This is a genomic window from Pseudomonas sp. MONT-RG-20F-20-E-7-02, from assembly GCF_022662395.1.
Lineage (GTDB): Bacteria > Pseudomonadota > Gammaproteobacteria > Pseudomonadales > Pseudomonadaceae > Aquipseudomonas.
In genome coordinates this window covers 614,174-639,186 of record NZ_JAKNQN010000002.1, presented here as the reverse complement: position 1 = coordinate 639,186, position 25,013 = coordinate 614,174, and the positions used below count along the sequence as shown (strand labels likewise).

Genomic DNA, 25,013 nt, shown 5'->3' with positions numbered 1-25,013 from the left:
AACTGTGATGACTACTCAACGACCGCTGGACGGCATCACCGTTGTCAGCCTGGAACACGCGATTGCCGCGCCGTTCTGCACCCGCCAATTGGCCGATTTGGGCGCCCGCGTGATCAAGATCGAACGCCCCGGCGCCGGTGACTTTGCCCGTGGCTATGACGAGCGCGTGCGCGGCCTGGCCTCGCATTTTGTGTGGACCAACCGCTCCAAGGAAAGCCTGACCCTGGACCTCAAGCAGGACGAGGCGGGCGACATTCTCGACAGCTTGCTGGCCGACGCCGATGTGCTGGTGCAAAACCTCGCACCCGGTGCGGCGGCGCGCATGGGCTTGTCGTTCGAGGCGCTGCATGCGCGTTTCCCACGGCTGATCGTCTGCGATATTTCCGGCTATGGCGAAGGCGGGCCTTACGAGAAGAAGAAGGCCTATGACTTGCTGATCCAGAGCGAGGGCGGCTTTTTGTCGGTGACCGGTGGGCCCGGTGACGACCAGATGGCCAAGGCCGGTTGCTCCATCGCCGATATCTCGGCGGGCATGTACGCCTACAGCGGCATCCTCTCGGCACTGCTGCTGCGCGGCAAGACCGGGAAGGGCAGCCGCATCGATGTGAGCATGCTCGAAAGCCTGGTGGAGTGGATGGGCTACCCGATGTACTACGCGTTCGACGGCGCGCCCCAGCCACCGCGCGCTGGGGCGGCGCACTCGACGATTTACCCGTACGGGCCGTTTCCCACCGGCGGCGGCGGCACGGTGATGCTCGGTTTGCAGAACGAGCGCGAATGGGCGGCGTTCTGCGACAAGGTGCTGCTCACGCCTGAATTGGCCACCGATGAGCGCTTCTCGGCCAACTTCAAGCGTTCGGCAAACCGTGAGGTGCTGCGCCAGATCATCGTCGACAGCTTTGCGCAGCTGGACGCCGAGGCGGTGATTCAGCGCTTGGAAGACGCACAAATCGCCAGTGCGCGCGTCAATGACATGCAGGGCGTGTGGGACCACCCGCAGCTCAAGGCGCGCGACAGCTGGCGTGAAGTGCAGAGCCCGGCCGGGCCGTTGCCGTCGCTGCTGCCACCGGCGCGTAATGCCGCGTTCACGCCGAGAATGGACGCTGTGCCCGCGCTGGGGCAGCACAGCATGAGCATTCTCGACCGTCTCGGCTACTCGGCCGATGCCATCGACAGCCTGCGCGCGCGCGGCGTTATCTAATAAGGAATTTACCTGATGCCAAAGCCTTTAGTGCGTTCGGCCTTGTTTGTACCGGGCAGCCGCCCGGAGCGGTTTTCCAAGGCGTTGGCCAGTGGCGCCGATGCGGTGATCGTGGATTTTGAAGACGCGGTGGAAGAGCCGCTCAAGCGTCAGGCGCGAGACAACCTCGGCGCGTTTCTTAACGAGCATCCCGAGGCCCAGGTGTGGGTGCGCATCAACGCTCCGGAACATGCCGAGCACTTTGAAGATGTGGCGTTCTGCAAGGCCCACTCCAATGTGGCCGGTGTGCTGTTGCCGAAGGTGGAAAGCGCGGCCCAGGTCGCCGTGGTGGCCGCCACCGGAAAGCTGATTTGGCCGATCATCGAAAGCGCGCGGGGTTTGTTGGCAGTCGCCGAAATCGCCCATGCGCCGCAGGTGGAGCGCCTGTCGTTTGGCGGCCTGGACCTGGCGCTGGACCTCAACCTGAGCAGCAACTCGCCGGCTGCGCAGTTCGCCCTCGACCAGGCACGCCTGGCGTTGATCGTGCACTCGCGCGCTGCGGGTCTGGTCGCGCCGCTGGATGGCGTGCACCCGGCAATCGATGACCCTGAAGGGTTGCGGCGTTCGATCCGGCACGCCTATGAAATGGGCTTTGCCGGTGCGCTGTGTATCCATCCCAAGCAGGTGGCGGTGATACATGCGGCGTTGGCGCCGAGCGCCGATGATTTGGCCTGGGCCAAACGTGTGGTAGAGGCCGGGGCGCATGGGGCAGGGGCGTATCAGATTGATGGGCAGATGGTGGATGCGCCGGTGTTGCTGCGTGCGCAGAGGTTGCTGGCAGCCCAACTCTAACTGACCAAAACCGAATCAAAAATTGTGGGAGCTGGCTTGCCTGCGATGGCGGTGGTTCAGCTAACAAATCGACTGCCTGACGCACCGCTATCGCAGGCAAGCCAGCTCCCACAGGGGATGACTGGTGTTGATGGGATCGGCGTTCACCCACACCGAACGCAGGTATCTAAAATTCGAAATTCACTACACGCGTGACATCAGGCACCTTGCCCTACAACACAACAATAAGAAGGTGATTTTCCATGCTCAAGCTTTCTCGGGCGCTGCTGTGCGCCGCCACCTTGTTTGCCGCGGGCCTGGCCCAGGCGGCGGATCCGATCGTGATCAAGTTCGCCCACGTGGTCGCCGAAAACACCCCCAAAGGCCAGGGCGCGCTGCTGTTCAAGAAGCTCGCCGAAGAACGCCTGCCGGGCCGGGTCAAGGTCGAGGTGTACCCGAACTCATCACTGTTTGGCGATGGCAAGGAAATGGAAGCGCTGCTGCTGGGCGACGTGCAGATGCTGGCGCCGTCGCTGGCCAAATTTGAGCAATACACCAAGCAAGTGCAGATCTACGACCTGCCGTTCCTGTTCAACGACCTGGCCGCCGTCGACCGCTTCCAGGCCGCCCAGGGCAAGGCCCTGCTGACTTCGATGCAGGACAAGAACATCCTCGGCCTGGCCTATTGGCACAACGGCCTCAAGCAACTCTCCTCGAACAAGGCGCTGCATGAACCCAAGGATGCGCGTGGCCTGAAGTTCCGCGTGCAGGCCTCCAGCGTGCTCGAAGAACAGTTCAAGGCGATCCGCGCCAACCCGCGCAAAATGAGCTTTGCCGAGGTTTACCAGGGCTTGCAGACCGGCACCGTCAACGGCACCGAGAACACCTGGTCGAACTATGAAAGCCAGAAGGTCAACGAAGTGCAGAAGTACTTCACCGAGTCCAACCATGGCCTGATCGACTACATGGTGATCACCAACGCCAAATTCTGGAACGGCTTGCCGCCGGACATCCGCACCACCCTGGAACAGATCATGGCCGAAGTCACCGTCGAGGTGAACAAGCAGGCCGAGGCGCTGAACCAGTCGGCCAAGCAGAAGATCATCGACGCCAAGACCAGCGAAATCATCGAACTGACCCCCGAGCAACGCCAGCTCTGGCGCGAAGCCATGCGCCCGGTGTGGCAGAAGTTCGAGGGTGAGATTGGCGCTGATCTGATCAAGGCGGCGGATGCGTCCAACCAGTGATTGGGCGACCACCCAAAGCTACTGTGGAAAGGGCTTTATGTGGGAGCTGGCTTGCCTGCGATGCAGGCAACTCGGTGTGTCTGTAGCACCGAGTTGATCCCATCGCGGGCAAGCCCGGCTCCCACAGTGGTCCGCCTCTACAGTTTGTTCCGCTTTCCACCCCGACATCATTCCCGCTTCGCGAGGTTTTGCCATGCAAACGCTAAGGCGCGTCTGGGAGCACCTGGAGGAAGGGTTTATCGCCTTCCTGCTGGCCGCCATGACCCTGGTGACATTCGTCTACGTCATGCTCAACAACATCTACACGCTGTTCTTTGCCTTGTCCGACAAGTGGGCGTGGAGCAGCCAATTCTTCGGCGCCCTGGGCGACCACACCATGACGTGGGCCCAGGACATGACCTGGAGCGTGGCGCTGACCAAGGCCATGTTCGGTTGGCTGATTTTCTTCGGCATTTCCTATGGCGTGCGCACCGCCGGCCACCTCGGCGTGGACGCGCTGGTCAAGCTGACCAAACGCCCGGTGCAGCGCCTGCTCGGCATGCTTGCGTGCCTGTGCTGCCTGGCGTACGCCGGGCTGTTCATGGTCGCCAGCTACAAGTGGGTCAGCGCGGTGATGACCGCCCACATCGGCGCCGAAGACCTCGACCAATACGGCGTGGACGTGGGCGATATCGTGATCATCGTGCCCATCGGTTTTGCCCTGGTGTTTATCCGCTACCTGGAAATTTTCTACCGCATCTTTACCCACCGTCAGGTCGGGTTGGGCCTGGCCGACGAGGCCGGTGAAGCCAGCAAGTTGGCCGGCAGCCATGAGGAGCGTCACTGATGGCCGTGCTCTGTCTGTTTTTGCTGTTGTTCGTGTTCATGTTCCTTGGCGTGCCGATTGCGATTTCCCTCGGGTTGTCCGGCGCGGTGTCGATCCTGATGTTCAGCCAGGACTCGGTGAGTTCGCTGGCGATCAAGCTGTTTGAAACCTCCGACGCCTACACCTTCCTGGCGATTCCGTTCTTCCTGCTCTCCGGCGCGTTCATGACCACCGGCGGCGTGGCGCAACGGCTGATCGACTTCGCCAACGCCTGTGTCGGCCACATCCGTGGCGGCCTGGCGATTGCGGCGGTGTTGGCGTGCATGCTGTTTGCGGCGCTGTCCGGCTCATCGCCAGCGACGGTGGCGGCGGTGGGTTCGATTGCCGTGGCGGGCATGGTGCGTTCCGGTTACCCGAAGGAATTCGGCGCCGGCATCATTTGCAACGCCGGCACCTTGGGCATCCTGATTCCGCCGTCGATTGTGATGGTGGTGTACTCGGCGGCCACGGAAACCTCGGTGGGCAAGCTGTTTATGGCCGGGGTGATTCCGGGGTTGCTGCTGGGCCTGATGCTGATGGTCGCGATCTACATCGTCGCGCGCATCAAGAAGCTGCCCGCGCAGCCACGCGCGACCTTTCGCGAATGGCTGACCTGCGCGCGCCGTGCCTTCTGGGGCTTGCTGTTGCTGGTGATCATCCTCGGCGGCATCTACAGCGGCATGTTCACGCCGACGGAAGCAGCGGCGGTGGCGGCGGTGTACTCGGCGTTCGTGGCTTTGTTCATCTACAAGGACATGAAACTGCGCGATTGCCCCAAGGTGCTGCTGGAGTCCGGACGCCTGGCGATCATGCTGATGTTTATCATCGCCAATGCCATGCTGTTTGCCCACGTACTGACCACCGAACAAATCCCGCAGGAAATCACCGCCTGGGTGATCTCCGAAGGCCTCACGCCGATTGGCTTTTTGATCATGGTCAACATCGTGTTGCTGGTGGCGGGCAGCTTCATGGAGCCGTCGGCCATCGTGCTGATCCTGGCACCGATCTTCTTCCCGATCGCGATGAAGCTGGGCATTGACCCGATTCACTTGGGGATTGTGATGGTGGTCAATATGGAAATCGGCCTGGTGCACCCGCCGGTGGGGTTGAACCTGTTCGTGACTTCTGCGGTGACCGGTTTGACGCTGGGGCAGACCATCCGCGCGGCGTTGCCGTGGCTGATGATCCTGCTGGTGTTCCTGATTATGGTGACTTACTTGCCGTTTATCTCGCTGGCGTTGCCGCACTGGCTGGGTATGTAAAGGCAGCGCTGATTACTCGCCTTTGAAGCGTATTTCTCGATAGCGCGGCACTGCCAGGTGCCAGGCGATGTTGCCGCGCCATAGATCATGCAGGGCTTGGGCGCAGATCATCGCTTGCTCCCGAGCCCGTTCTTCATAGCCCAACGCTGCCAGGCGCTCGGGCAGCGCGGCCTGAGCCCGTGCGAACTGTGTGGCCCACTGGTCAATGCGTTGCGACACTTGGCTCGCGGCTTGCGCCGCGCTAAGGCCTTGGGTGTGCCTCAGGTGAGTGAGCAGGTTGTAGATATCTTCATCAGGGTTTTCCATGATCCGAAACGACAGCAAATCGTTAACGGCCTTCAGCAAGTTCAAAGTCAGGCTGCGCAGTTCCTGCCAGGGTTGGCTGTAGTAAAGCGACGACGACAATTGGATGTTTTGCACCAGGTAGATGAACTCGAGACAGACTTGAAAACCGCCGCCGTTTTGCCAGAGCGTTTCATAACCTTCCACGCCCGGCTGTGTGTGGTTGATGCGGTGCATCAATGCGGTGGTAGAGGGCGTCAAGTACGTTGAGTATTGCTCGCCAACGCGCTGTTTCCAGAGTGGCGGCATCAGGCGTGACGCGCGCCGAATGATATCTGCCAGCGCACACGCCAAGGGCTCTCGGTTTGTGGTGTCGCGTGTGAAGGCAGTGGTGTAAACGCCACGAATCAAGCGTTCAAGGGCTTCAGGATTATTGCAGTCTTCGTCGGCAAGGTTGTCCTGGCAGCAGAACCACCCCAAAAGGTCAGAAAGAATGAGCAGTATCTCAATGGGGGCAGCACTCCACATGTAACCGGCGTATTTACCCGGAACGTATATGTCCAATCGGCGGGTAGTTTCGGGGCTGTCTTCCAACCCCATGGATTTGAGCCATTGACGAGTGTGCTGTTGGACCTGATCCGTAAAGGGGCTCAGGGGGTACGTGGCTGTTTCAAGCCAGCGGGGTATATGGAAGGGAGCAACCGACGGCGGGGTGCTATGCGGTGATGAGGGTGAGGGCGTGTGTTCCGATGAACCTGCCCACTTGGCTATCTCATTTAACCCGTAACGCTCGATCAGTGTGCGAAACCAAATGGTGAAGGTATCGGGTGCGTTATCCAGCTCATCCTGCAAGTCGAGAGGGTGTACCCAACGCCAGGCCTTGGCTTCATCAGGGGCAGGATTGGGTGTTGCGTCACTGATACCCACGAAGACATGGCGGATTCAACCGGTCGTCGCAACACTGGATTGTTGTACAGACTTTAGATACTCATTGAGTGCTTCGGCAGGTGTTTTCCAGCCGAGTGTTTTTCGAGGTCTAGTGTTAAGTACGTGAGCTACCGCCTGTAATTCTTGGGCACTCCAACGAGAGAGGTCAGTGCCTTTCGGGAAGTATTGCCGTAGAAGGCCGTTCGTATTTTCGTTTGTACCGCGCTGCCATGGACTATGTGGATCAGCAAAGAAAACCTTTACTCCGGACTCGATGGTAAATCGAGCGTGATCCGACAGCTCCTTTCCACGATCCCAGGTCAAAGATCGCCACAGCTCGATGGGAAGATCAGTCACCGTCTTCTTCAATGCGTTGGCCATACTAACAGCCCCATAGCCAGCCAGCGCCGGGCCGTTCTTCGTGCGGGGAATTAGCCCATAACCTTTCTCGCGAGGCAGATGGACGAGCATGGTAAATCGAGTTGAGCGCTCGACCAGAGTTCCAATCGCAGACCGGTTCAGACCGATGATCAGGTCGCCCTCCCAATGCCCGGGTACAGCCCGATCTTCTACCTCAGCAGGGCGACTGGAGATCATGACGTCCTCGCTGACATGTGCCCACACTTTGGCCTGCGCTCTGGCTCTCGGCACGCGCAATGCGCGTCCTGAGCGCAGGCAGCTCACCAGTTCGCGCTTGAGAGCTCCTCGACCCTGAATGTAGAGCGCCTGATATATGGCTTCATGAGAGATGCGCATGGATTCATCATCCGGAAAATCGATCTGGAGCCGGTTGGCAATTTGTTCAGGCGACCAGCCATTGACCCATTTACGGTCACTGCGATGCGGTTTATTTCGGCCTTTGAAGGGTGCTTGCCGAGGCCCAGAAATCTCACGACCATCGGCGTCTTGAACCTTGCCCTCAAGGCGGTCGCGTACGTACTGGTGCAGTCGCGGGTTAGTGACCAATTTCGCTGGTTTCGGCCTCTTGGCCACCAGTTCTGCCTTCCATTGCGCTACTGACGCTCGATATTCAAGCCGACCGCAACGGGTAGCAGCATTTCGTGTCAGCTCCCGTGAAATTGTCGATGGGCTTCGTCCAAGGCGACGGGCGATCTCACGAACGCCAATACTTTGCGCTCGAAGCAGCCCAATCTCTTCTCGCTCTGCAAACGATAAGTATCGTCCTGATATGTGATTCGACATGAATAATGGCATCCCGCCGCGATGACGGAACCAGCGTGTACCTACCGCTGTTGATACGCCAACGGCATGTGCTGCCTTTTCGCTTGTGATGCCTGTTGCAATCTGCACCCAAAATAGCCGCTCGATCTCATTACGAAGTGAGGGCGCACCTGGAGAACGCATCGCTCCCCGGCCCGTCAATTTTTGCATCCATCCTGCGGGTCGTCCCATAAACACCTCGAACAAGGTGTTGCGACGACCGGTTGAATCCGCCCTATGCACAGCTTCTCAGTTACTTGGAGGCTGTGAGGCAGTGCAAGGGTGCGGTCAATATCAACATGCTGGAGGTGTTTTTAAGTACCCTGCATTTTCAGCCTGGCCCGGACGACAATTACTACAAGCGCGTGCTCGCGTAACACCGTCGCGGCCACGTGTGTCCGCGACGGTCGTGAACAGGCTTGTCGCTTAGTGATCCATCGCACTCAAGATCGCATGCGCCACCTTCACCCGTTCAGCATTCGGGTAATTCTTGTTCGCCAACATCACCACGCCCATGTCCTTGCTCGGCACGTACACCACGTACGCGCCAAAACCGCCGGTTGAGCCGGTTTTGTTGTACAGCACGTTCGCCGGTTGCGGCTGGGCCGGTGTCAACCAAGTGACCTTGTGCGGCTCCATTGCCATTGGCGTGGAGTTGCCCTCCAGCAGGGCTTGTAGCGTGATCGGGTAAGGGTAGCGTTCCCAACCCAGGCCTTGGGTCATGCCGTTCACGGTGTAGTAACCCGCGTGGGTGCTGGCAATCGCCTGTTGCAGCGGCTTTTCCAGGGTTTGCGGGTGCATGTTCACCATCACGTAGTGGGCCAGGTCCTGGGCGCTGGTCTTGATGCCATAGGCTTCGCTGTCGAGTGCACCTGGGCTGACGCGGATGGGCTTCAGGTTCTTGTCATAGCCCTGTGCGTACAGGCTGGACTTGTCGGCGGGCACGCTGACGTGGGTGTTGGTCAAGCCCAGCTTGGGCAGCAGGGTTTTCTCCATGGCCACGTTGAACGGTTGGCCAAGGCTTTGCGCCGACAGGTAGCCGAACAGCCCGATGCTCGGGTTGGAATACAGGCGTTGCGTGCCTGGCGTGTAAGTCGGCTTCCAATGCTGGAAGTAGCCGAGCATGGTCTCAGGGCTGTCGGCCGCGTCTGGGAACTGCAGGGGCAGGCCGCCAGGGGTGTAGGTCGCCAGTTGCACCAGGCTGATCTTGTCGAAAGCGCTGCCGGCCAACGCGGGCAGGTGCTGGCTGGCGGTGTCCGAGAGCTTGAGCTTGCCGGTCGCCTGGGCATAGCCGCCGAGGGTGGCGGTGAAGGTTTTGCTCACCGAGCCGATCTCGAACAGGGTGTTTTCGCTGACCGGTTGCTGGGTTTCCTTTGAAGCCGCGCCGTAGTTAAAGTATTGCACCTTGCCGTTCTGAACCACGGCGACCGCCAGGCCCGGAATCGCCTGTTGTTGCATCAACGGTTTTACGTTGGCGTCTACCACGGCTTGCAGGTCGGTGGCCGCCAGGCAGTTGCCGGCTGCCAGCAATACGGCCAGGGCGGTTAAATTACGCACTCCAAACAGAGAAAGTTGGGGCATGATGTCGCTTCCATGAGGTGATCGATTAAATAGATAGCCTGCGCAGGCGGGGCAAATGTAGGCAGTTTGCCGGCCGCGATCAAACGATCATATCTTGCACCAGCCATTAGATAAATTAGGGTCAAGCATGCTGCGTTCCCATCTGCCGCTCAATGCCTTGCGCGCGTTCGAGGCGTCGGCCCGCCACCTGAGTTTTACCCGCGCCGCGATTGAGCTGTGTGTGACCCAGGCGGCGGTCAGTCATCAGGTCAAGAGCTTGGAAACACAACTCAATGTCACCTTGTTCAAGCGCTTGCCGCGCGGCTTGATGCTCACCCGTGAGGGCGAGACCTTGCTGCCGGTGGTGCGCGAATCGTTTGACCGCATTGCCCAGACGCTCAACCAGTTCGAAGGCGGGCATTATCGCGAAGTGCTTACCGTGGGCGCGGTGGGCACCTTTACCGTGGGTTGGCTGCTGCCGCGCCTGCCGGATTTTCAGGCGCGCTACCCGTTTATCGACCTGCGCCTGTCCACCCACAACAACCGCGTCGACGTAGCCGCCGAAGGCCTGGATTACGCCATCCGTTTCGGCGCTGGAGCCTGGCACGGCACTGACGCCAGCGAGCTGCTCGCAGCACCGCTGACCGTGCTGTGTACGCCCACGCTGGCCGAGCAATTGCGCACGCCGGCCGACCTGTTGAAACACACGCTGCTGCGCTCCTACCGCGCCGATGAGTGGACCCAATGGTTCCAGGCCGCAGGCCTGCCCGCCGACACCGTCGTACCGCGCAGCATTGTGTTCGATTCGTCGCTGGCAATGATGGAGGCGGCGCAGCAAGGCATCGGCGTGGCATTGGCCCCGGCGATGATGTTTTCGCGGCAATTGGCGACGGACGTGATTCGCCAGCCGTTCGACATCGGCATTACTACCGGCAGTTATTGGTTGACGCGCTTGCAGTCACGGGCGCAGACCTCGGCGATGCTGGCGTTCAAGGGCTGGCTGGAGGAGTTGTCGGCAGCGCATCGAAAGCTGTCCTAACGCCATTATTTTGAAACAAAATGAAACATTCTCTCGGCGATAGCGATCTACAGTTTCTCCCGTCTTGAGTTCATCCATGAAAACCCCGCGCCCCGCCGACCGCATGCCCCACCTCACGCAACTACGCAATTTGAAGATGGCGCGCTCCGCCCACGCCTATGTACGTGGCAGCACGGTGCAGTTTTACGAATGGCTGCACAGCCAACCCGGTCGCCGCTTGCCCCATGGCCCGGCGATCTGGATCTGCGGCGATTGCCATGCGGGCAACCTCGGCCCGACCGGCGATATCAAGGGCCGTATCGACATGCACATCCGCGACCTCGACCAGACCGTGATCGGCAACCCGGCCCACGACCTGGTGCGCCTGGCGCTGTCGTTGGCCACTGCCGCTCGCGGCTCGGACCTGCCAGGGGTGACCACCGCGCGCATGCTGGAAGAAATGATGGTCGGCTACGAGCAGGCCTTTAAGGACAAACCCGATGAAGCACCGCCACGTCCGTCCCAGGTCAAGGCCGGTATGCGCAGCGCGGTGGAGCGCACGTGGAAGAACCTGGCGCGTGAACGCATTGAAAACGCACGACCGACGATTCCGCTGGGCAAGCATTTCTGGTCGCTGTCGCGCGCAGAAAAGGCTGCGCTGAAAACGCTGTGCGCCTCCGATGACCTCCACCAGTTGGTCACCTCACTCAAAGGCCGGCCAAAAGACGCCGAAGTTGAACTGCTGGACTGCGCCTATTGGGTCAAGGGCTGCAGCTCCCTCGGCCTGTTGCGCTATGCGGTACTGCTGGGCGTGGGCGATAAGGATGATCAGGAATATTGCCTCATCGATATCAAGGAAGCCGTCGGCGCCGCGGCACCGCGTGCGGCCCGGGCGAAGATGCCCAGGGATAACGGGCGCCGAGTAGTGGAGGGTGCGCGCCAGCTGTCACCGGGGTTGGGTGAGCGTATGCTGGCGACGCGCTTTTTGGATCATGGTTTTTTCATCCGCGAATTGCTGCCCCAGGACATGAAGCTGGAGCTGGATGAACTTAGCGAAATCGATGCGATGCACGCCGCCGGTTACCTGGCCCGCGTGGTCGGCATCGCCCACGCCCGACAGATGGACCGGGACTCACGCAAGCAGTGGATGGCCGTGCTGCAGGAGAACCGGTCGAAACAGCTGGATGCACCCTCATGGTTATGGACCAGCGTGGTGCAGTTGGTGGGCAGCCATGAGCAGGGTTATCTCAACCATTGTCGGCGGTATGCCCTCGAACACTAACCTGGAAATCAGCGACGAGCCCATGTGAAAGAGCTGGCTTGCCTGCGATAGCAGTGAATCAGCCAGCCCACGTGTCACTGTCAGACCGCCATCGCAGGCAAGCCAGCTGCCACAATTTGCCCGTGTTTCAAATCAAGTCATGCGGTGCGCGGCGATCAGCAACTGGTTCAACACAGCCCACCTGTGGGAGCTGGCTTGCCTGCGATAGCGGTGGATCAGCCAGCCTATCTATCACTGTCAGACCGCCATCGCAGGCAAGCCAGCTCCCACATTTCAGAGTGTGGTCAGGCCAGGTATTTGTGAAACCAGCCGAGGGTTCTTTCCCATGCCAAGTTCGCCGCCGCCTCGTCATACCTTGGCGTCGAATCATTATGAAACCCGTGGTTGGCGCCCTTGTAGATATACGCCTCATAGGTCGTACCCGCGGCCTTCAGCGCCTTCTCATACGCCGGCCAGCCCTCGTTGATCCGCGTATCCAACTCGCCGTAATGCAACATGATCGGCGCCTTGATGCGGGGCACATCTTTCGCTTCCGGCTGCTTCCCGTAGAACGACACCGCCGCGCCCAACTCCGGGTAGGCCACCGCCGCCGCATTGGTTACGCCGCCGCCATAGCAGAAGCCGGTAATCCCGACTTTGCCGGTGCTGCTGTCGTGGTGCATCAGCCATTCGATGGCGGCGAAGAAGTCGTTCATGAGTTTTTCCGGGTCGACTTTTTGCTGCAATTCCACGCCTTTTTCATCGTTGCCGGGGTAGCCACCCATTGAAGTCAGGCCGTCGGGCGCCAAGGCGATGAAGCCGGCTTTGGCCAGGCGGCGGGCGACGTCTTCGATATACGGGTTGAGGCCGCGGTTTTCGTGGACCACCACCACCGCCGGCAGTTTGCCGCTGGCGTTGGCCGGGCGCACCAGGTAACCGCGCACGCTGCCGTTGCCTTTGGGCGAGGGGTAGGTGATGTAGTCGGCGACGATGTCCGGGTCGGTGAATTTGACTTGCTCGGCCAGCGCGTAGTTGGGGCTCAGGGCCGCGAGCAGCGCGGAGGCGGTGAGGCCGCCGAAGGTGAACAGCGCGGCGCGGTCGAGAAATTCGCGGCGGTTGAGCTTGCCGTGGGCGTAGCCGTCGTAGAGTTCCAGCAGTTCGGGGGCAAAGTCTTTCGCGGTGAGACGAGTCATCGGTGCAATCCTCGATTAGCGGTGGCAATCAATGTAGACCAGGATCAGCCCTCGCGACCATGCGCGGCGGCGGCCAGTTGGCCGGTGTCGACGCGCACGAACACCGAGTCGCCGATAGCCGTGAGCACGTCACCGGCGTACACCTCACAGACCACGCGGCTTTTGCGCCCCACCTCACCCTCGACCCGCGCGCGCAGGCTCAGCGTGACGCCCATGGGCGTGGGCTTGATGAATTTGATGCCGAGGTTGCCGGTGACGCAGTCGATGCGCGGCAGGCTGCCGGGTTCGCGCTGTTCGGCGCGGTAGTGGTAGGCCATGGCCGTCCAGTTGGAGTGGCAGTCCACCAGCATGGCGATCAGGCCGCCGTAGACCAGGTCGGGCCAGCCGCTGTATTTGGCCTCGGGCTGATGCTCGGCGATGACATGCACGCCATCGGCAGCCCAGCGGCTCTTGATGTGCAGGCCATGCGGGTTGCTGCCGCCGCAGCCGTAGCAGATGCCTTCGGGGGCGGTGGTGTCCTGCAGGGAAGGGGGGTGCATGCAAAGTCCTTATTGTTCCTTTTGGCGACTACTCTGTTTAGCAGGGCGCGCACCGAAAGGGAATAAATCCATGGCATGGCGTGTTAGCTCAGCACCTGTGTCCTTTTCTCTTACGGAGTGTTCCATGAAGCGTCGAATGTCCAAGGTGTGCTTGCTGGCGCTGGTCTTCGGTTGGTTGGCCAACGCGCAGGCCGTGGAATACAAAGATGTCAACCGCACTGCCAGCCAGATCAGCTTTACCTTTCAGCAGTTCGGGCAGCGCGTGTATGGCACCTTCAGCGACTTTGAGGGCACCCTGAGTTTCGACACGCAAAAGCCCGAGGCGGCGCATGCGTTGCTCAAGATCCAGCTCGCCAGCATCGATGCGGGCAGCCAGGACGCCAATACCCAGCTGCAGCAGCCCGCGTGGTTCGACACCGCGGCCTATCCGGTCGGTGTGTATGAATCCAAAGGCGCCACCGCGCTCGGCGATAACCGCTACAAGATCACCGGCAACCTGACGATCAAGGGCATCACGCGGCCGGTGGACATCACTGTGCTGCTCAAGGAGCAAAGCGGCATTGGCGTGTTTGACGGTGAATTCGTGCTCAAGCGCGACGACTTCAAAATCGGCGAGGGCGAATGGGCCGGCAACAGCGTGGTGTCCAATGACATCAACATCAAATTCAAGATGGTCGCGCCGCAGCGTTAACGTGCAAACCGTTTCGCGCCGGCCACGCAGGCGATCACCGCAACCGTCACCAGCAGCATGCCCAGGCTGACCTGCTCATGCAGCAGGCCCGCCGCCAATGCCAGGCCGAAGAACGGTTGCAGCAACTGCAATTGGCCGACGGCGGCGATGCCACCCTGGGCCAGGCCGCGATACCAGAACACAAAACCGATCAGCATGCTGAACAGCGCCACATACCCCAGGCTCAGCCAGGCGGGCAGGCTGATGCCGCTCAAGGTGGGCGGCGCGAGGATCACACTCAGCGGCGCCACCACCGGCAGCGACAGCACCAGCGCCCAGCAGATCACCTGCCAGCCGCCGAGGCTGCGCGACAACTTGGCGCCCTCGGCATAACCCAAACCGCACACCAGCACCGCCAGCAGCATCAGCACGTCACCGGCCGGCGCGGCACTCAAGCCTTGGGCGAAGGCGTAGCCCATCACCAACAGGCTGCCGAGAATCGAAAACAGCCAGAACACCGGACGCGGCCGCTCACCGCCACGCAGCACGCCAAACACCGCCGTGGCCAGCGGCAGCAGGCCGATGAAGACGATGGAGTGCGCCGAGGTCACGTATTGCAGCGCCAGCGCCGTCAGCAGCGGGAAGCCAATCACTACGCCGAGCGCGACGATTGCCAACGGCATCCATTGCGCGCGCGCCGGGCGTTTCTCCTTGAACAGCCACAGCAGGCACAACCCCAGCGCCGCAGCCAGGGTGGCGCGGATCATGGTCAGGAACACCGGGTCGAATTCCATCACCGCCAGGCGCGTGGCCGGCAATGAGCCGCTGAAAATCAGCACGCCGATAAAGCCATTGACCCAGCCTTGGGTGCTGCGGTCGAGGGTGTTGAGGCGCGAGGTGCGTTCCATAAGGGCGTGCTCGAAAAGGATAAGTTGCGTTCGGCCATCCTAGGATTGAAGATTAAGACAATCAAAAAATTGTCATGGATACACCGCCTATGCCGCGCGCCCGCTACAAGTCGCTGGTCGACACCTTCGCCGAGAACATCCGCAGCGGCACACTGGCGCCCGGCACACGCCTGCCGACCCATCGACAACTGGCCGCCGACCACGGCCTGGCGCTGGTCACAGCCAGCCGCGTGTATACCGAGCTGGAAGCCATGGGCCTAGTCAGCGGTGAAACCGGGCGCGGCACGTTCGTGCGTGAGATCGCGTTACCGCCGGGGCAGGGCAGTGGGCAGATGACCGTCGGCACCGGCATGCTCGACCTCAATTTCAACTACCCGTCGCTGCCGGGCCAGGCCGACCTGTTGCGCACGGCCTTGCGCCAACTGGCGCTGTCGGGCGACCTGGAAGCGCTGCTGCGCTACCAGCCCCATGCCGGGCGCCTGCACGAGCGCGCGGCGGTGGCGCGGCACCTGTTGAGCCGAGGGTTGGCGGTCGAGGCCGAGCAGGTGCTGGTGGTCAGCGGCGCCCAACACGGGTTGGCGGTGACGATGATGGCAATGCTCAAGCCTGGCGACGTGGTTGCTGTTGATGCGCTGACCTATTCAGGCTTCAAGGTGCTGGCCGAAACCCTGTACCTGGAAATGGTCGCGATACCGGTCAGCGCCAGCGGGCCGGACCTGGACGCCCTGCAACGCCTGTGCAGCAAGCGCCCGGTGCGCGCGGTGTATAGCATTCCGACGCTGCACAACCCGTTGGGCTGGGTGATGAGCCTGGCGCAGCGCGAGCAATTGGTCGGGGTTGCCCGTCAGCACAACCTGATGATCATCGAGGATGCGGCCTACGCGTTTCTGGCCGCAGACGCGCCGCCGCCACTGGCGACTTTGGCGCCGGAGCGCACGGTGTACGTCGGCGGGTTTTCCAAAAGCGTTGCCACCGGTTTACGCGTTGGGTTTCTTGCGGCGCCGGCGGCGTGGGTAAAGAAGCTGGAGCGCACCATCATGGCCACCACCTGGAACGTGCCGGGGGTGATGAGCGCACTGGCCGTGGCCTGGATCGAAGACGGCACCGTCGCCCACTTGGAAGCGCAAAAGCGCCAGGACGCCCAGGCGCGACAAGCCCTGGCGGCGCAGGTGTTGGACGGCGTGAATTACATCAGCCATCCCTCGTCGTATTTTCTATGGTTGCCGCTGGGGGAAGATGCGCGGGCTGATCAGGTCGCCATGGCCTTGCAGCGGGAGGGTATTTCGGTGTCCACCGCCGAGCCGTTTGCCGTCTCGGCAACCGTGCCGCACGCGCTACGTTTGGCCTTGGGCTCGGTGGACATGCAGGCGTTGCGCGAAGCGCTGGTGAAGGTGCGCGAGGTGGTGCGCTGGTGAGCTGACGCCGGTCAGCTCACCGTCAGCCATCAGTATTTGTAAGCCTGACGCCCGATCAGCAGCCATTTGCCTTTTTGCTTCTGCCAGACCTGGAAGTTGTCGATGTCGGTTGGCGTGTCGACGCCGCTGTTCACCGCCAGCGCGTGAAAGTGGTTGCGCACCAGGGCCGTGTCGCCGTCGAGGGTGATGGTCTGGTTCTGCATTTCGAGGGTTTTGAAGGCGCTGGTATGGGTTTCAAGGTCCGCGATGAATTGCGCTTTGTTCTGCACCTTGCCGCTGGAGTGGCCGTAGGTGAGTTTGTCGGACGTCAAGGCGTGAAGCTGCTTGAGGTCCAGGTGCAGCATGGCTTGGGTCAGTTGGTCGACCGCTTGGGCCACATCCTTCTCGGCAGGGGCAGGCGCAGCTGCGACGTAGCCGGTGAACAGGCACAGAAAACCGATCAGCACTTTGACGTTTGGCATGGGTGTTTCCTTATTGTTGTTGGGGCGGATGCGACAATTTAAGTCGTCGTACAACCATGCAATATTTTCGCTGGGGAAGGAAAGTGAAATTTTGAAATATCTTGAAAAGATTGGCGGATTTACCGTTATAAGCAGTTAGGATTCTTGTACGACATCCCAACACTGCATGAATGCTCAAGCGTTTCTTCGTGCTGCTTCCTGCCCAACAAGCACCTCGCTATGCTACTGCCGAAAGCACACACTGCCCGAGAGACGAAATGGATTTTGACTGGCACAGCGACGCCATCACTCGCGCCACTCCCGTGACCCCACACTACAAAAATACCCAGAACGTACGCCGTTTCATGCTTGAACACTGTGGCCCAGCGTTCAAGTTCGACCGGCCATTCATGGCCTGGATTCGCAACGACATCCCCAAGACCCTGGGCGATGTGGTGGATGAATGGCAACGTCGACACGAGGAATCACGCCCATGACCCGCGATGAAAAATACCAGGCTGCGCAACAGCGCATCGGCTATCAACTGGACGAATTCAAAGTCGGCGGCAATTACACGCCGCTGGTTCGCGATGGCGACCACCTGTACATCAGCGGCCAGATCCCGCGCGTGGGCGACACGATTGTGCTGCCGGGCAAAGTCGGCGACAGCCTGACCCTGGCCCAGGCGCAAATCGCTGCGGGTATCAGCGCGCTGCGTTGCCTGGGTTTGCTCAAGCAGGCGCTGGGTTCGTTGGACCAGATCAAGGCAATCCCGCGCATCACCGTGTATGTGCGCAGTGCTGAGGATTTTGACCAGCAGAGCGAAGTGGCCAACGGCGCCTCGGACCTGCTGCACGAGATCCTCGGCAGCGCCGGGGTGCATACGCGGACCTCGGTGGGGGTGATGCAGTTGCCGAAGTCGGCAGCGGTCGAGGTCGACATGATTGCTGTGGCCCACGGCTGAGTCGTCGATGATCAGCCAGGGCCTGGAGGTACTGATTGATTACAGCGCCCACGTGGCGCCGGGCCTGTTGCTGTTTGGCCTGTGGTTCGCGCTCACGCCCAGGGCGCTGGGCGCGATGCGCATCCTGATCCTGCTGGCAGCCTTTGTATTGATGCGCGATGCGATGACGCCCTTGGGAATGTGGGCGCTCAGCAGCGACGTGCAGATCGCGTTCAGCGCCAATGCGTTCGTGTTGGCGACACTGGGCGGGCTCTCGGTGTTGCTGATCATGCTGCTGGCACGCCTGGCACCGGAGTTGTGGCGGCTGGTGCGCTGGTCTATCGGCAACCCGGTCGTTGGTGTGGCCGTTGGGCTTCTCGTGGGGTGTTTGATCGGCGTGCCGCTGCGGGTTTACCAAGGTATCGAGGCGACCGAGATTCACGGCTATTGGGTGTGGCTGCCGGGCATGGTGGTCTTGGCCTATGGCGCCAATGCCTTGGAAGAGGTGTTGTTTCGCGGGTTCTTGCAGGGCTACCTGGAGCAACAGGTGACGCCATTGCGTGCGGCGTTGATCAGCGGCGTGGCGTTTGCGGCGTGCCATGCTTTCCTGGCGTTGAGCGTCACCCAGCTAGGCTGGCCGGTGTTGCTGTTCACCCTGATCGAAGGGCTGGCCTGCGCACTGGTGCGCATGCGCTATGGCGTGCTGCCGGCGACCCTGGCCCACGGCACCGCCATCCTGCTGATCGCCGTGCCCTACCTGGCTTGAGGTGAAATGCAGTAAACCCTGTGGGAGCTGGCTTGCTCGCGAAAGCGGTGGGTCAGTCACCCGATGTATTGACTGACATGTCCTCTTCGCGAGCAAGCCCGCTCCCACATTTTTAACCGCATTTAGCCTGTCGCTGCTCACCGTGCTCTGCATGGCTTGAGGTGAAATGCAGTTAAAACTGTGGGAGCTGGCTTGCCTGCGAAAGCGGTCTGTCAGTGACAAATAGACTGGCTGACCCACCGCCATCGCAGGCGAGCCAGCTCCCACAGGTTGACCGGGTTTAGCCAGTTGCTGCTCGCCGTGCCCTGCATGGTTTGAGGTGAAATGCAGTTAAAACTGTGGGAGCTGGCTTGCCTGCGAAAGCGGTCTGTCAGTGACAAATAGACCGGCTGACCCACCGCCATCGCAGGCAAGCCAGCTCCCACAGGTTGACCGGGTTTAGCCAGTTGCTGCTCGCCGTGCCCTGCATGGTTTGAGGTGAAATGCAGTTAAAACTGTGGGAGCTGGCTTGCCTGCGAAAGCGGCCTGTCAGTGACAAATAGACTGGCTGACCCACCGCCATCGCAGGCGAGCCAGCTCCCACAGGTTGACCGGGTTTAGCCAGTTGCTGCTCGCTGCGGCCCTGCATGGGTTGAAGTGAAATGCCGTTAAAAATGTGGGAGCTGGCTTGCCTGCGAAAGCGGTCTGTCAGTGACAAATAGACTGGCTGACCCACCGCCATCGCAGGCGAGCCAGCTCCCACAGGTTGTCCGTGGTTTGAGGTGATATGCAGTTAAAAATGTGGGAGCGGGCTTGCTCGCGAAAGCGGTCGGTCAGTCACCCAATGTATTGACTGACACACTGCCTTCGCGAGCGAACCCGCTCCCACAATTGAACGGCGTTTAGCCTGCTGCCAACGGTGGCGTACGTGGCGGGATCAGGCGTTTGCTGCCGGTGGCTTCATACGCCGCGGCAAAGCGCAGCAGCGCTGAGTCGTCATAAGCACGCCCGGCGAAGGTCAGCCCCACCGGCATGCCGATGTCGGCCATCACGCCCATCGGCACGGTGACGGTGGGCACGCCCAGGTGGCGAATCGCGAGGTTGCCGTTGGCCACCCAGACGCCGTTGCTCCAGGCAATATCGGCGGACGCTTCGTTGACATCGGCATCGGCCGGCCCCACATCGGCCACGGTCGGGAACAACACCGCATCCAGCCCCAGCGCGTCCATCCAGTCTTCCAGGTCGATGCGCCGGGTTTGCTCCAGGCCGCGCAGGCCGTCCGGCACGCTGCTGATTTCGTTCCACGGCGTAATGCCGCGCTCGGCCATGCGCACGTATTCGTCCATGCCAGCGGCCAGGTCGTCTTCACGGTTGGGCAGGGTGCCGGGGTCGTGCGGGAAGATTTTCGGCCCGTCGACATCCGCCAGGCGGTTCAGCGCCGGGTCGTCATTGGCGCGCAGGAAATCATCGAATGCCCAGGCCGACAGTTCCCACAACTCGTCGTGCAAAAACTGCTTGGAGACCAAGCCACGGGTAAACACCGTCGGCGCGCCAGGACGGTCGCCTTCGCAGTTGGAGACCAGTGGGAAGTCCACCTCGATCACTTCGGCGCCGGCCGCTTCCAGCGCTTGGCGCGCGGCGTGCCATAGGTCGATAACGCTGGCGCGGGTGTTGATTTTTTGCCCGGTCGGCCCGCCGATCCCGGGTTTTTCGCTGGTGCCGGCCTCGGGGTCGGCATTGATGTACATGCGCGGTACGCCGAAGCGTTTGCCGGCGAGGGCTGCGCTGCTGACGGCCAACTCAGCATAGGACGCCGGGCGCACCGAGGCCACGCTCGGGATCGGCACCCACGGCTGCAGGCGCCACAGGTCGCCGCGCGGGTTGGGGTCTTCAGCGACCACCACGTCGAGTACTTCGAGCAAGTCGGCCATGGTGCGCGCATAGGGCACCACCACGTCCATGGTCGGCGTTAACGGCCAGTTGCCGCGCACCGAAATCACCCCGCGCGATGGTGTGTAGGCGCACAAGCCGTTGTTGGATGCCGGGCCGCGCCCGCTCGACCAGGTTTCTTCGGCCAGGCCAAAGGCGGCGAAGCTGGCCGCCGTGGCCGTGCCCGCACCGTTGGACGAGCCCGAGGCGAACGGTGCGGTGAGGTAGTCGGCGTTATACGGGCTTTCTGCGCGGCCATATACGCCGCGCTGCATCCCGCCGTTAGCCATCGGCGGCATGTTGGTCTTGCCCAGGCAAATGGCACCGCCCGCGCGCAAGCGTTCAATGGTGAAGGCGTCGCGCTGCGCGACCAGCTTGGCAAAGGCCGGGCTGCCCGAGGCTGCCGTCAGGCCCTTGACCAGGTAACTGTCTTTGGCGGTGTAAGGAATGCCGTCCAATGGCCCCAAGGTTTCGCCCTTGGCCCGGCGCGCATCGGAGGCCTGGGCTTCTTCAAGGGCGTGCGGGTTGCGCACCACCACGGCGTTCAGCGCGGTCGCGGTCTGCGGCCCGTCATAGGCCTCGATACGCGCCAGGTAAGCCTGGACCAGTTCTACGGCAGTGGTCTGGCCGCTTTCAAGCGCCGCGCGCAGTTGGGCAATGGAGACTTCGGTAACTTGCATCAGGTTTTTTTCGCCGCCTTCAAGTGGGAGGTATGGCGGCAGTCTACGTACAGATATTTCACAAAACCAGCGCGGCATAATCCGCATAGGCGGCGCGCATCACTTGCCACGTGGGCGCGTCAGCCGGAATCAGATGTTCGATGCGCAGCGAGGTGAGGGTGATGTCCTGGGGCATGCCGAAGGTGGTGAAGGTCGACAGGAAGCTCAGCTCACCGCGCGTAGAGCGGATGCGCGTCAGCACCAGTGGCGGCATTGCATCGGGCAGTTCGGTGCTGCTCGGCACGGGCAAGCGCGCCAGTAACTGGGCCAAGGCCGGATTGCCCAGCGCCTCACGGGTTGCGCGTTGCCAGGCGACGGTACGGATCTCCTCGGCGTTGATCAGGTGGTCGCCCAGGCCGCCTGCTTGCAGCAGCGTGGTCAGCAGGTTCAGTCCGTCGGCGGCATTCGGCTCAATCCCGACCAACTCGAACAGCACGCCGGTACTGGCATTGGCCGCGAGCACTTGCCATTCGCTGCCGAGCAAAATCGCCGGGGCCGGGTTATTGGCATGCAGCACATGGCTGACGGCTTCACGTATGGCGGCCATGGGCGGGTCGGCGAGTGGCGTGGCGGTGTAACGCGGCGCGTAACCGGCCGCGAGAAACACTTGGTTGCACTGCTCCAGCGGGGCTTCCAGCGCCGTCAGCAAATTATGCAAGGTGCCCGGGCTCGGCTTGGCGCGGCCGGTTTCGAGGCAACTGAGGTGGCGCTGGGAAACACCGGTTATCAACGCCAGGTCCAGCTGGCTGAGCTTGGCGTGTCGACGCAATTGGCGCAGGTGCCGGCCGGCAGTTGAAGGGGTGTCCATGGCCTGATCATGACCTCCGAGGTCATTGCGAGAGGCGCCACCTTATCACTATGTTGAGCCTCGATCATTTCAAGGAAGGCACCATGCGCAGACCCTATTTCGCCCTGGCCGGTTTGCTGGGATTTTCGTTTTACACCTTGGCTACGCTGCTCACGGCCGAACAATCACTGGTGGCGTTTGGGCGCGAATTGATGTCGCGGCCGGACACCGCGCAGGTGGTCATCGACCTGTACCTGATGGCGGCGCTGGCGTGTGTGTGGATGTATCGGGATGCGCGCGGGCGAGGGCGGTCGGTGGGTTCGCTGGTGCCGTATTTTTTGCTGACGGCGGTGTTTGTGTCGGTGGGGCCGTTGCTTTATATCGTGGTGAATGGGTTTTCACGCCGTCGCCACTAAACCTGTGGCAAGCCCTAATGCCGTTCAGTTAAGCAAACGCAATGCTTAAAACAGCGAAGATCAAATGTGGGAGCGGGCTTGCCCGCGAAGACGTCGGCCCAGCAAACATTGATAGTGACTGACCCACCGCTTTCGCGGGCAAGCCCGCTCCCACAGGAACCCATTAGCCTTACGAACCGGCTCCCGTTCGGTCCACCAACCGAATACTGTCACGCCCGCCGCGCTTGGTTTCATAGAGCGTGGTGTCGCCCTGTTCGATCAATGCCGTGAGGTTCTCCGGTGGTTGGTCGAACAGGTTTGCACCGATGCTCAAGGTCACCGGCGCCGGGGTGGTGAAAGTCGTAGATGTCGTTTGCTGGAACTGCTCGCGCAAACAGCTGCCCAGTTCGACAATCTGCTGCGTCGAAGCCTTGTTCAGCAGGATCACAAACTCATCCCCGCCCAGGCGTGCCGCCAATGCACCTCTGGGCACCACCGCGCGGATCATCTCGCTCAAGGCGATCAGCAAGCGGTCGCCGGCGCTGTGGCCGTAGAGGTCGTTGACCAGTTTGAAATTGTCGATGTCGATCAATAGCAAGGCGCCCGGTTGTGCGGGCGATACCTGGGCCAACAGCGGCGGCGCACGTAAATCGAGGGCGCGACGGTTGTACAGCGCTGTTAGCGGGTCGCGGGCCGCCAGGCGGGCGATTTGTTGTTCACGCCGATAGCGTTCCGAGCCGGTCATCGACAAGGCGATCAGCATGATCGCCATGGCACCTTCCACCAGGGAGATTTGGATGATTTCGCCCTTGAACGCGGCGAGGTCGATCAGCGTGCCGGGGATCAGCACCGACAGCGCCTTGGCCACGTAGAACGCGCCGTGCAGCAGCAACACATAGCGCAACTGCACGGCGCCTATGCTCAGGGATTTGCCGTGGGGGCGCAGCAGGAAGCTGGCGCGTAGGGTCGGCAGCGCCACCAGCAGCGATTGCACGGCCAGCATGGCTTTGGACCACGACAGGTCGATTGGCAACGCGAGCATGCCGAGCCAGATGATCAGCAACAGCAGCCATAGCCGCGACAGGCGCACCTGGGTAAAGCGTGCCACGCCGAGCAAAAACAGGAAGTGCGCGGTCACCAGCAGGCCGTTGGCGAACCAGATACCGATCATCAACAGGCCGCTGCCGCGCAGCAACGCCAGGGTGGAACCGAGGCTGATGGTCGCAAAGCCAGCGGCCCAGAACAGCAGCGATGGCTCGCGCACGCTGCGCCACTCAACGGCCAGGTACAGGGCCGCGGCCGCTGCGAGCGCAATGCTCAGGGTCAAAATCGTAGGAGGGTCGAGCGTCATGTCGTGCCGGGTCTGCCTGGGTGTGCGCTTAAAGTCGGGATTGTAAGCGCACACGCAGGTTTTTCAGAGCATTCCGTGTAGTAGCACACGGCCAGCCGATGATCGGCGGGTCAGACGCCTTTGGTTGAAGGCAGCAAGATCGTGAGGATGCCCGCCAGCGGCAGGAACGAGCAGATCTTGTAGACGTACTCGATGCCATGGTTGTCGGCAAGCAAGCCCAGCAGCGCGGCGCCAATGCCACTGAAACCGAACATCAGGCCGAAAAAGATGCCGGCGATCATCCCCACATTGCCCGGCACCAGTTCCTGGGCGAACACCACGATGGCCGAGAAGGCCGAGGCGATGACGAAGCCGATCACCACACTGAGCACGGCGGTCCAGAACAGGTCGACGTAGGGCAGGGCCAGGGTGAACGGCGCGGCGCCGAGGATCGAGAACCAGATGACTTTCTTGCGGCCGATCTTGTCGCCGATCGGGCCACCGGCGAAGGTGCCGACGGCCACCGCACCGAGGAACAGGAACAGGTACATCTGCGAGCTGGCCACCGACAGGTGGAATTTCTCGATCAGGTAAAAGGTGAAGTAGCTGGTCAGGCTGGTCATGTAGAAGTATTTGGTAAACACCAACAGCGCCAGCACTACCAGGGCAAACGTCACGCGGCCTTTGGACAAGCCGTGGGTGGCCTTGCCGCCTTGCTTGAGCTTGAACAGGTTAAGGTGGTGGCGGTACCAGCGGCTCAGGCCGTACAGCACCAAAATGGCGAACACGGCGAACAGCCCGAACCAGGCGATATGGGTTTGGCCGTAAGGAATGATGATTGCCGCCGCCAGCAATGGGCCGAAGGCGCTGCCGGTGTTGCCGCCGACCTGGAACGTCGATTGCGCCAGGCCGTAGCGGCCGCCGGAGGCCAGGCGCGCCACGCGCGAGGTTTCCGGGTGGAAGGTCGAGGAACCGACGCCGACCAGTGCCGCCGCCAGCAGGATCGCCGGGAAGCTGCCGACAAACGCCAGCATCAGAATGCCGATCAAGGTGCACACCATGCCGGCCGGCAGCAGCCACGGCTTGGGATGGCGGTCGGTGTGGTAGCCGATCCAGGGTTGCAGCAGGGACGCGGTCAGTTGAAAGGTCAGGGTGATCAGGCCGACCTGGGTGAAGCTCAGCCCGTAGTTGGTCTTGAGCATCGGGTACACCGACGGCAGCACGGCCTGGATCAGGTCATTGATCATGTGCGCCAGGGCGCAGGCGCCGAGAACGCGCATGACCAAGGGGCTTATTTGCGGTGTGGCGGTTGCAGCGGCAGGTGACGCGGTCAGGCTCGACATGCAGGCATTCCATACAGGGCAGCG

The 25,013-nt window shown here is 61.5% G+C and carries 24 protein-coding genes; 13 read left to right on the top strand and 11 right to left on the bottom strand.

Annotated elements, in window-relative coordinates; translation table 11 throughout:
- The first annotated feature begins 7 nt into the window (after nucleotides 1-7).
- The 5 genes from L8I05_RS08140 to dctM all read left to right on the top strand — a co-directional run bounded on the left by L8I05_RS08140 (nucleotide 8) and on the right by dctM (nucleotide 5,364).
- Nucleotides 8-1,201 (top strand): CaiB/BaiF CoA-transferase family protein, encoded by a 1,194-nt coding sequence (locus tag L8I05_RS08140; protein WP_242168140.1) that lies wholly within the window; start codon nucleotides 8-10, stop codon nucleotides 1,199-1,201.
- 15 nt (nucleotides 1,202-1,216) lie between these two features.
- Nucleotides 1,217-2,032 carry a CoA ester lyase gene (locus L8I05_RS08135; RefSeq protein WP_242168138.1) on the top strand — a complete coding sequence of 272 codons (816 nt, stop codon included), beginning with the start codon at nucleotides 1,217-1,219 and terminating at the stop codon, nucleotides 2,030-2,032.
- Nucleotides 2,033-2,274: 242 nt separating this feature from the next.
- Nucleotides 2,275-3,258 carry a TRAP transporter substrate-binding protein gene (locus tag L8I05_RS08130; RefSeq protein WP_159956088.1) on the top strand — a complete coding sequence of 328 codons (984 nt, stop codon included), beginning with the start codon at nucleotides 2,275-2,277 and terminating at the stop codon, nucleotides 3,256-3,258.
- 193 nt (nucleotides 3,259-3,451) lie between these two features.
- Nucleotides 3,452-4,084 carry a TRAP transporter small permease gene (locus L8I05_RS08125; RefSeq protein WP_159956089.1) on the top strand — a complete coding sequence of 211 codons (633 nt, stop codon included), beginning with the start codon at nucleotides 3,452-3,454 and terminating at the stop codon, nucleotides 4,082-4,084.
- Nucleotides 4,084-5,364 (top strand): C4-dicarboxylate TRAP transporter large permease protein DctM, encoded by a 1,281-nt coding sequence (gene dctM / locus L8I05_RS08120; protein ID WP_106578981.1) that lies wholly within the window; start codon nucleotides 4,084-4,086, stop codon nucleotides 5,362-5,364. Before L8I05_RS08125 ends, dctM begins: the two co-directional genes overlap by 1 nt.
- 12 nt (nucleotides 5,365-5,376) lie before the next feature.
- Here the strand turns inward: dctM and L8I05_RS08115 are convergent, their stop codons facing one another.
- The 3 genes from L8I05_RS08115 to ampC all read right to left on the bottom strand — a co-directional run bounded on the left by L8I05_RS08115 (nucleotide 5,377) and on the right by ampC (nucleotide 9,375).
- Nucleotides 5,377-6,573, bottom strand: coding sequence for a hypothetical protein (locus L8I05_RS08115; RefSeq protein ID WP_242168136.1), 1,197 nt, complete (start codon nucleotides 6,571-6,573; stop codon nucleotides 5,377-5,379).
- Nucleotides 6,574-6,588: 15 nt separating this feature from the next.
- Nucleotides 6,589-7,965 (bottom strand): IS30 family transposase, encoded by a 1,377-nt coding sequence (locus L8I05_RS08110; protein ID WP_159954389.1) that lies wholly within the window; start codon nucleotides 7,963-7,965, stop codon nucleotides 6,589-6,591.
- Nucleotides 7,966-8,220: 255 nt separating this feature from the next.
- Nucleotides 8,221-9,375, bottom strand: coding sequence for a class C beta-lactamase (gene ampC, locus L8I05_RS08105; protein ID WP_242168134.1), 1,155 nt, complete (start codon nucleotides 9,373-9,375; stop codon nucleotides 8,221-8,223).
- 127 nt (nucleotides 9,376-9,502) lie between these two features.
- Here ampC and L8I05_RS08100 point away from each other — a divergent pair, with 127 nt between their 5' ends.
- Nucleotides 9,503-10,393, top strand: a complete 891-nt coding sequence (locus L8I05_RS08100; protein WP_242168132.1) for a LysR family transcriptional regulator — start codon at nucleotides 9,503-9,505, stop codon at nucleotides 10,391-10,393.
- A gap of 76 nt (nucleotides 10,394-10,469) precedes the next feature.
- On the top strand, nucleotides 10,470-11,654 hold the full coding sequence (locus L8I05_RS08095; protein ID WP_242168131.1) for a DUF2252 family protein: 1,185 nt from the start codon (nucleotides 10,470-10,472) through the stop codon (nucleotides 11,652-11,654).
- Between the two features lie 284 nt (nucleotides 11,655-11,938).
- On the opposite strand, the gene yghX is transcribed toward L8I05_RS08095, so the two are convergent.
- Together yghX and L8I05_RS08085 are read right to left on the bottom strand one after the other, a co-directional pair.
- On the bottom strand, nucleotides 11,939-12,826 hold the full coding sequence (gene yghX, locus L8I05_RS08090) for a YghX family hydrolase (protein ID WP_242168129.1): 888 nt from the start codon (nucleotides 12,824-12,826) through the stop codon (nucleotides 11,939-11,941).
- Nucleotides 12,827-12,870: 44 nt separating this feature from the next.
- Nucleotides 12,871-13,365, bottom strand: a complete 495-nt coding sequence (locus L8I05_RS08085; RefSeq protein WP_242168127.1) for a PaaI family thioesterase — start codon at nucleotides 13,363-13,365, stop codon at nucleotides 12,871-12,873.
- 124 nt (nucleotides 13,366-13,489) lie between these two features.
- Between L8I05_RS08085 and L8I05_RS08080 the strand changes: the two genes are divergently transcribed.
- Entirely contained in the window at nucleotides 13,490-14,056 is a 567-nt protein-coding gene (locus L8I05_RS08080; protein WP_242168124.1) for a YceI family protein, read from the top strand.
- On the opposite strand, the gene L8I05_RS08075 is transcribed toward L8I05_RS08080, so the two are convergent.
- Nucleotides 14,053-14,943 carry a DMT family transporter gene (locus L8I05_RS08075; protein ID WP_242168122.1) on the bottom strand — a complete coding sequence of 297 codons (891 nt, stop codon included), beginning with the start codon at nucleotides 14,941-14,943 and terminating at the stop codon, nucleotides 14,053-14,055. The two genes, L8I05_RS08080 and L8I05_RS08075, sit on opposite strands and share 4 nt — an antisense overlap.
- Nucleotides 14,944-15,032: 89 nt before the next feature.
- Between L8I05_RS08075 and L8I05_RS08070 the strand changes: the two genes are divergently transcribed.
- On the top strand, nucleotides 15,033-16,358 hold the full coding sequence (locus L8I05_RS08070) for a PLP-dependent aminotransferase family protein (RefSeq protein WP_242168120.1): 1,326 nt from the start codon (nucleotides 15,033-15,035) through the stop codon (nucleotides 16,356-16,358).
- Nucleotides 16,359-16,387: 29 nt separating this feature from the next.
- Here the strand turns inward: L8I05_RS08070 and L8I05_RS08065 are convergent, their stop codons facing one another.
- The gene (locus tag L8I05_RS08065; RefSeq protein ID WP_159956106.1) at nucleotides 16,388-16,819 is read right to left on the bottom strand and encodes a nuclear transport factor 2 family protein; all 432 of its coding nucleotides are present in this window, start codon (nucleotides 16,817-16,819) and stop codon (nucleotides 16,388-16,390) included.
- Nucleotides 16,820-17,076: 257 nt separating this feature from the next.
- Between L8I05_RS08065 and L8I05_RS08060 the strand changes: the two genes are divergently transcribed.
- From L8I05_RS08060 to L8I05_RS08050, 3 genes are read left to right on the top strand one after another with little or no spacing between them, the layout of a single operon-like run.
- On the top strand, nucleotides 17,077-17,295 hold the full coding sequence (locus tag L8I05_RS08060) for a DUF6434 domain-containing protein (protein WP_159956108.1): 219 nt from the start codon (nucleotides 17,077-17,079) through the stop codon (nucleotides 17,293-17,295).
- Entirely contained in the window at nucleotides 17,292-17,762 is a 471-nt protein-coding gene (locus L8I05_RS08055; RefSeq protein ID WP_159956110.1) for a RidA family protein, read from the top strand. Before L8I05_RS08060 ends, L8I05_RS08055 begins: the two co-directional genes overlap by 4 nt.
- A gap of 7 nt (nucleotides 17,763-17,769) precedes the next feature.
- Complete coding sequence (locus tag L8I05_RS08050) at nucleotides 17,770-18,507, top strand: CPBP family intramembrane glutamic endopeptidase (RefSeq protein ID WP_242168415.1); 738 nt, start codon at nucleotides 17,770-17,772, stop codon at nucleotides 18,505-18,507.
- An 881-nt stretch (nucleotides 18,508-19,388) separates the two neighbouring features.
- On the opposite strand, the gene L8I05_RS08045 is transcribed toward L8I05_RS08050, so the two are convergent.
- Both L8I05_RS08045 and L8I05_RS08040 read right to left on the bottom strand, forming a co-directional pair.
- Entirely contained in the window at nucleotides 19,389-21,098 is a 1,710-nt protein-coding gene (locus tag L8I05_RS08045) for an amidase (protein WP_242168412.1), read from the bottom strand.
- A gap of 55 nt (nucleotides 21,099-21,153) precedes the next feature.
- Complete coding sequence (locus tag L8I05_RS08040; protein WP_242168118.1) at nucleotides 21,154-21,942, bottom strand: helix-turn-helix domain-containing protein; 789 nt, start codon at nucleotides 21,940-21,942, stop codon at nucleotides 21,154-21,156.
- Between the two features lie 83 nt (nucleotides 21,943-22,025).
- Here L8I05_RS08040 and L8I05_RS08035 point away from each other — a divergent pair, with 83 nt between their 5' ends.
- On the top strand, nucleotides 22,026-22,337 hold the full coding sequence (locus L8I05_RS08035) for a DUF2834 domain-containing protein (protein ID WP_242168116.1): 312 nt from the start codon (nucleotides 22,026-22,028) through the stop codon (nucleotides 22,335-22,337).
- A gap of 169 nt (nucleotides 22,338-22,506) precedes the next feature.
- Here the strand turns inward: L8I05_RS08035 and L8I05_RS08030 are convergent, their stop codons facing one another.
- Nucleotides 22,507-23,667, bottom strand: coding sequence for a GGDEF domain-containing protein (locus tag L8I05_RS08030; RefSeq protein ID WP_242168114.1), 1,161 nt, complete (start codon nucleotides 23,665-23,667; stop codon nucleotides 22,507-22,509).
- Between the two features lie 110 nt (nucleotides 23,668-23,777).
- A complete protein-coding gene (locus L8I05_RS08025) occupies nucleotides 23,778-24,989 on the bottom strand; it encodes an MFS transporter (protein WP_242168112.1) in 1,212 nt (403 codons plus the stop codon).
- Nucleotides 24,990-25,013: the final 24 nt, after the last annotated feature.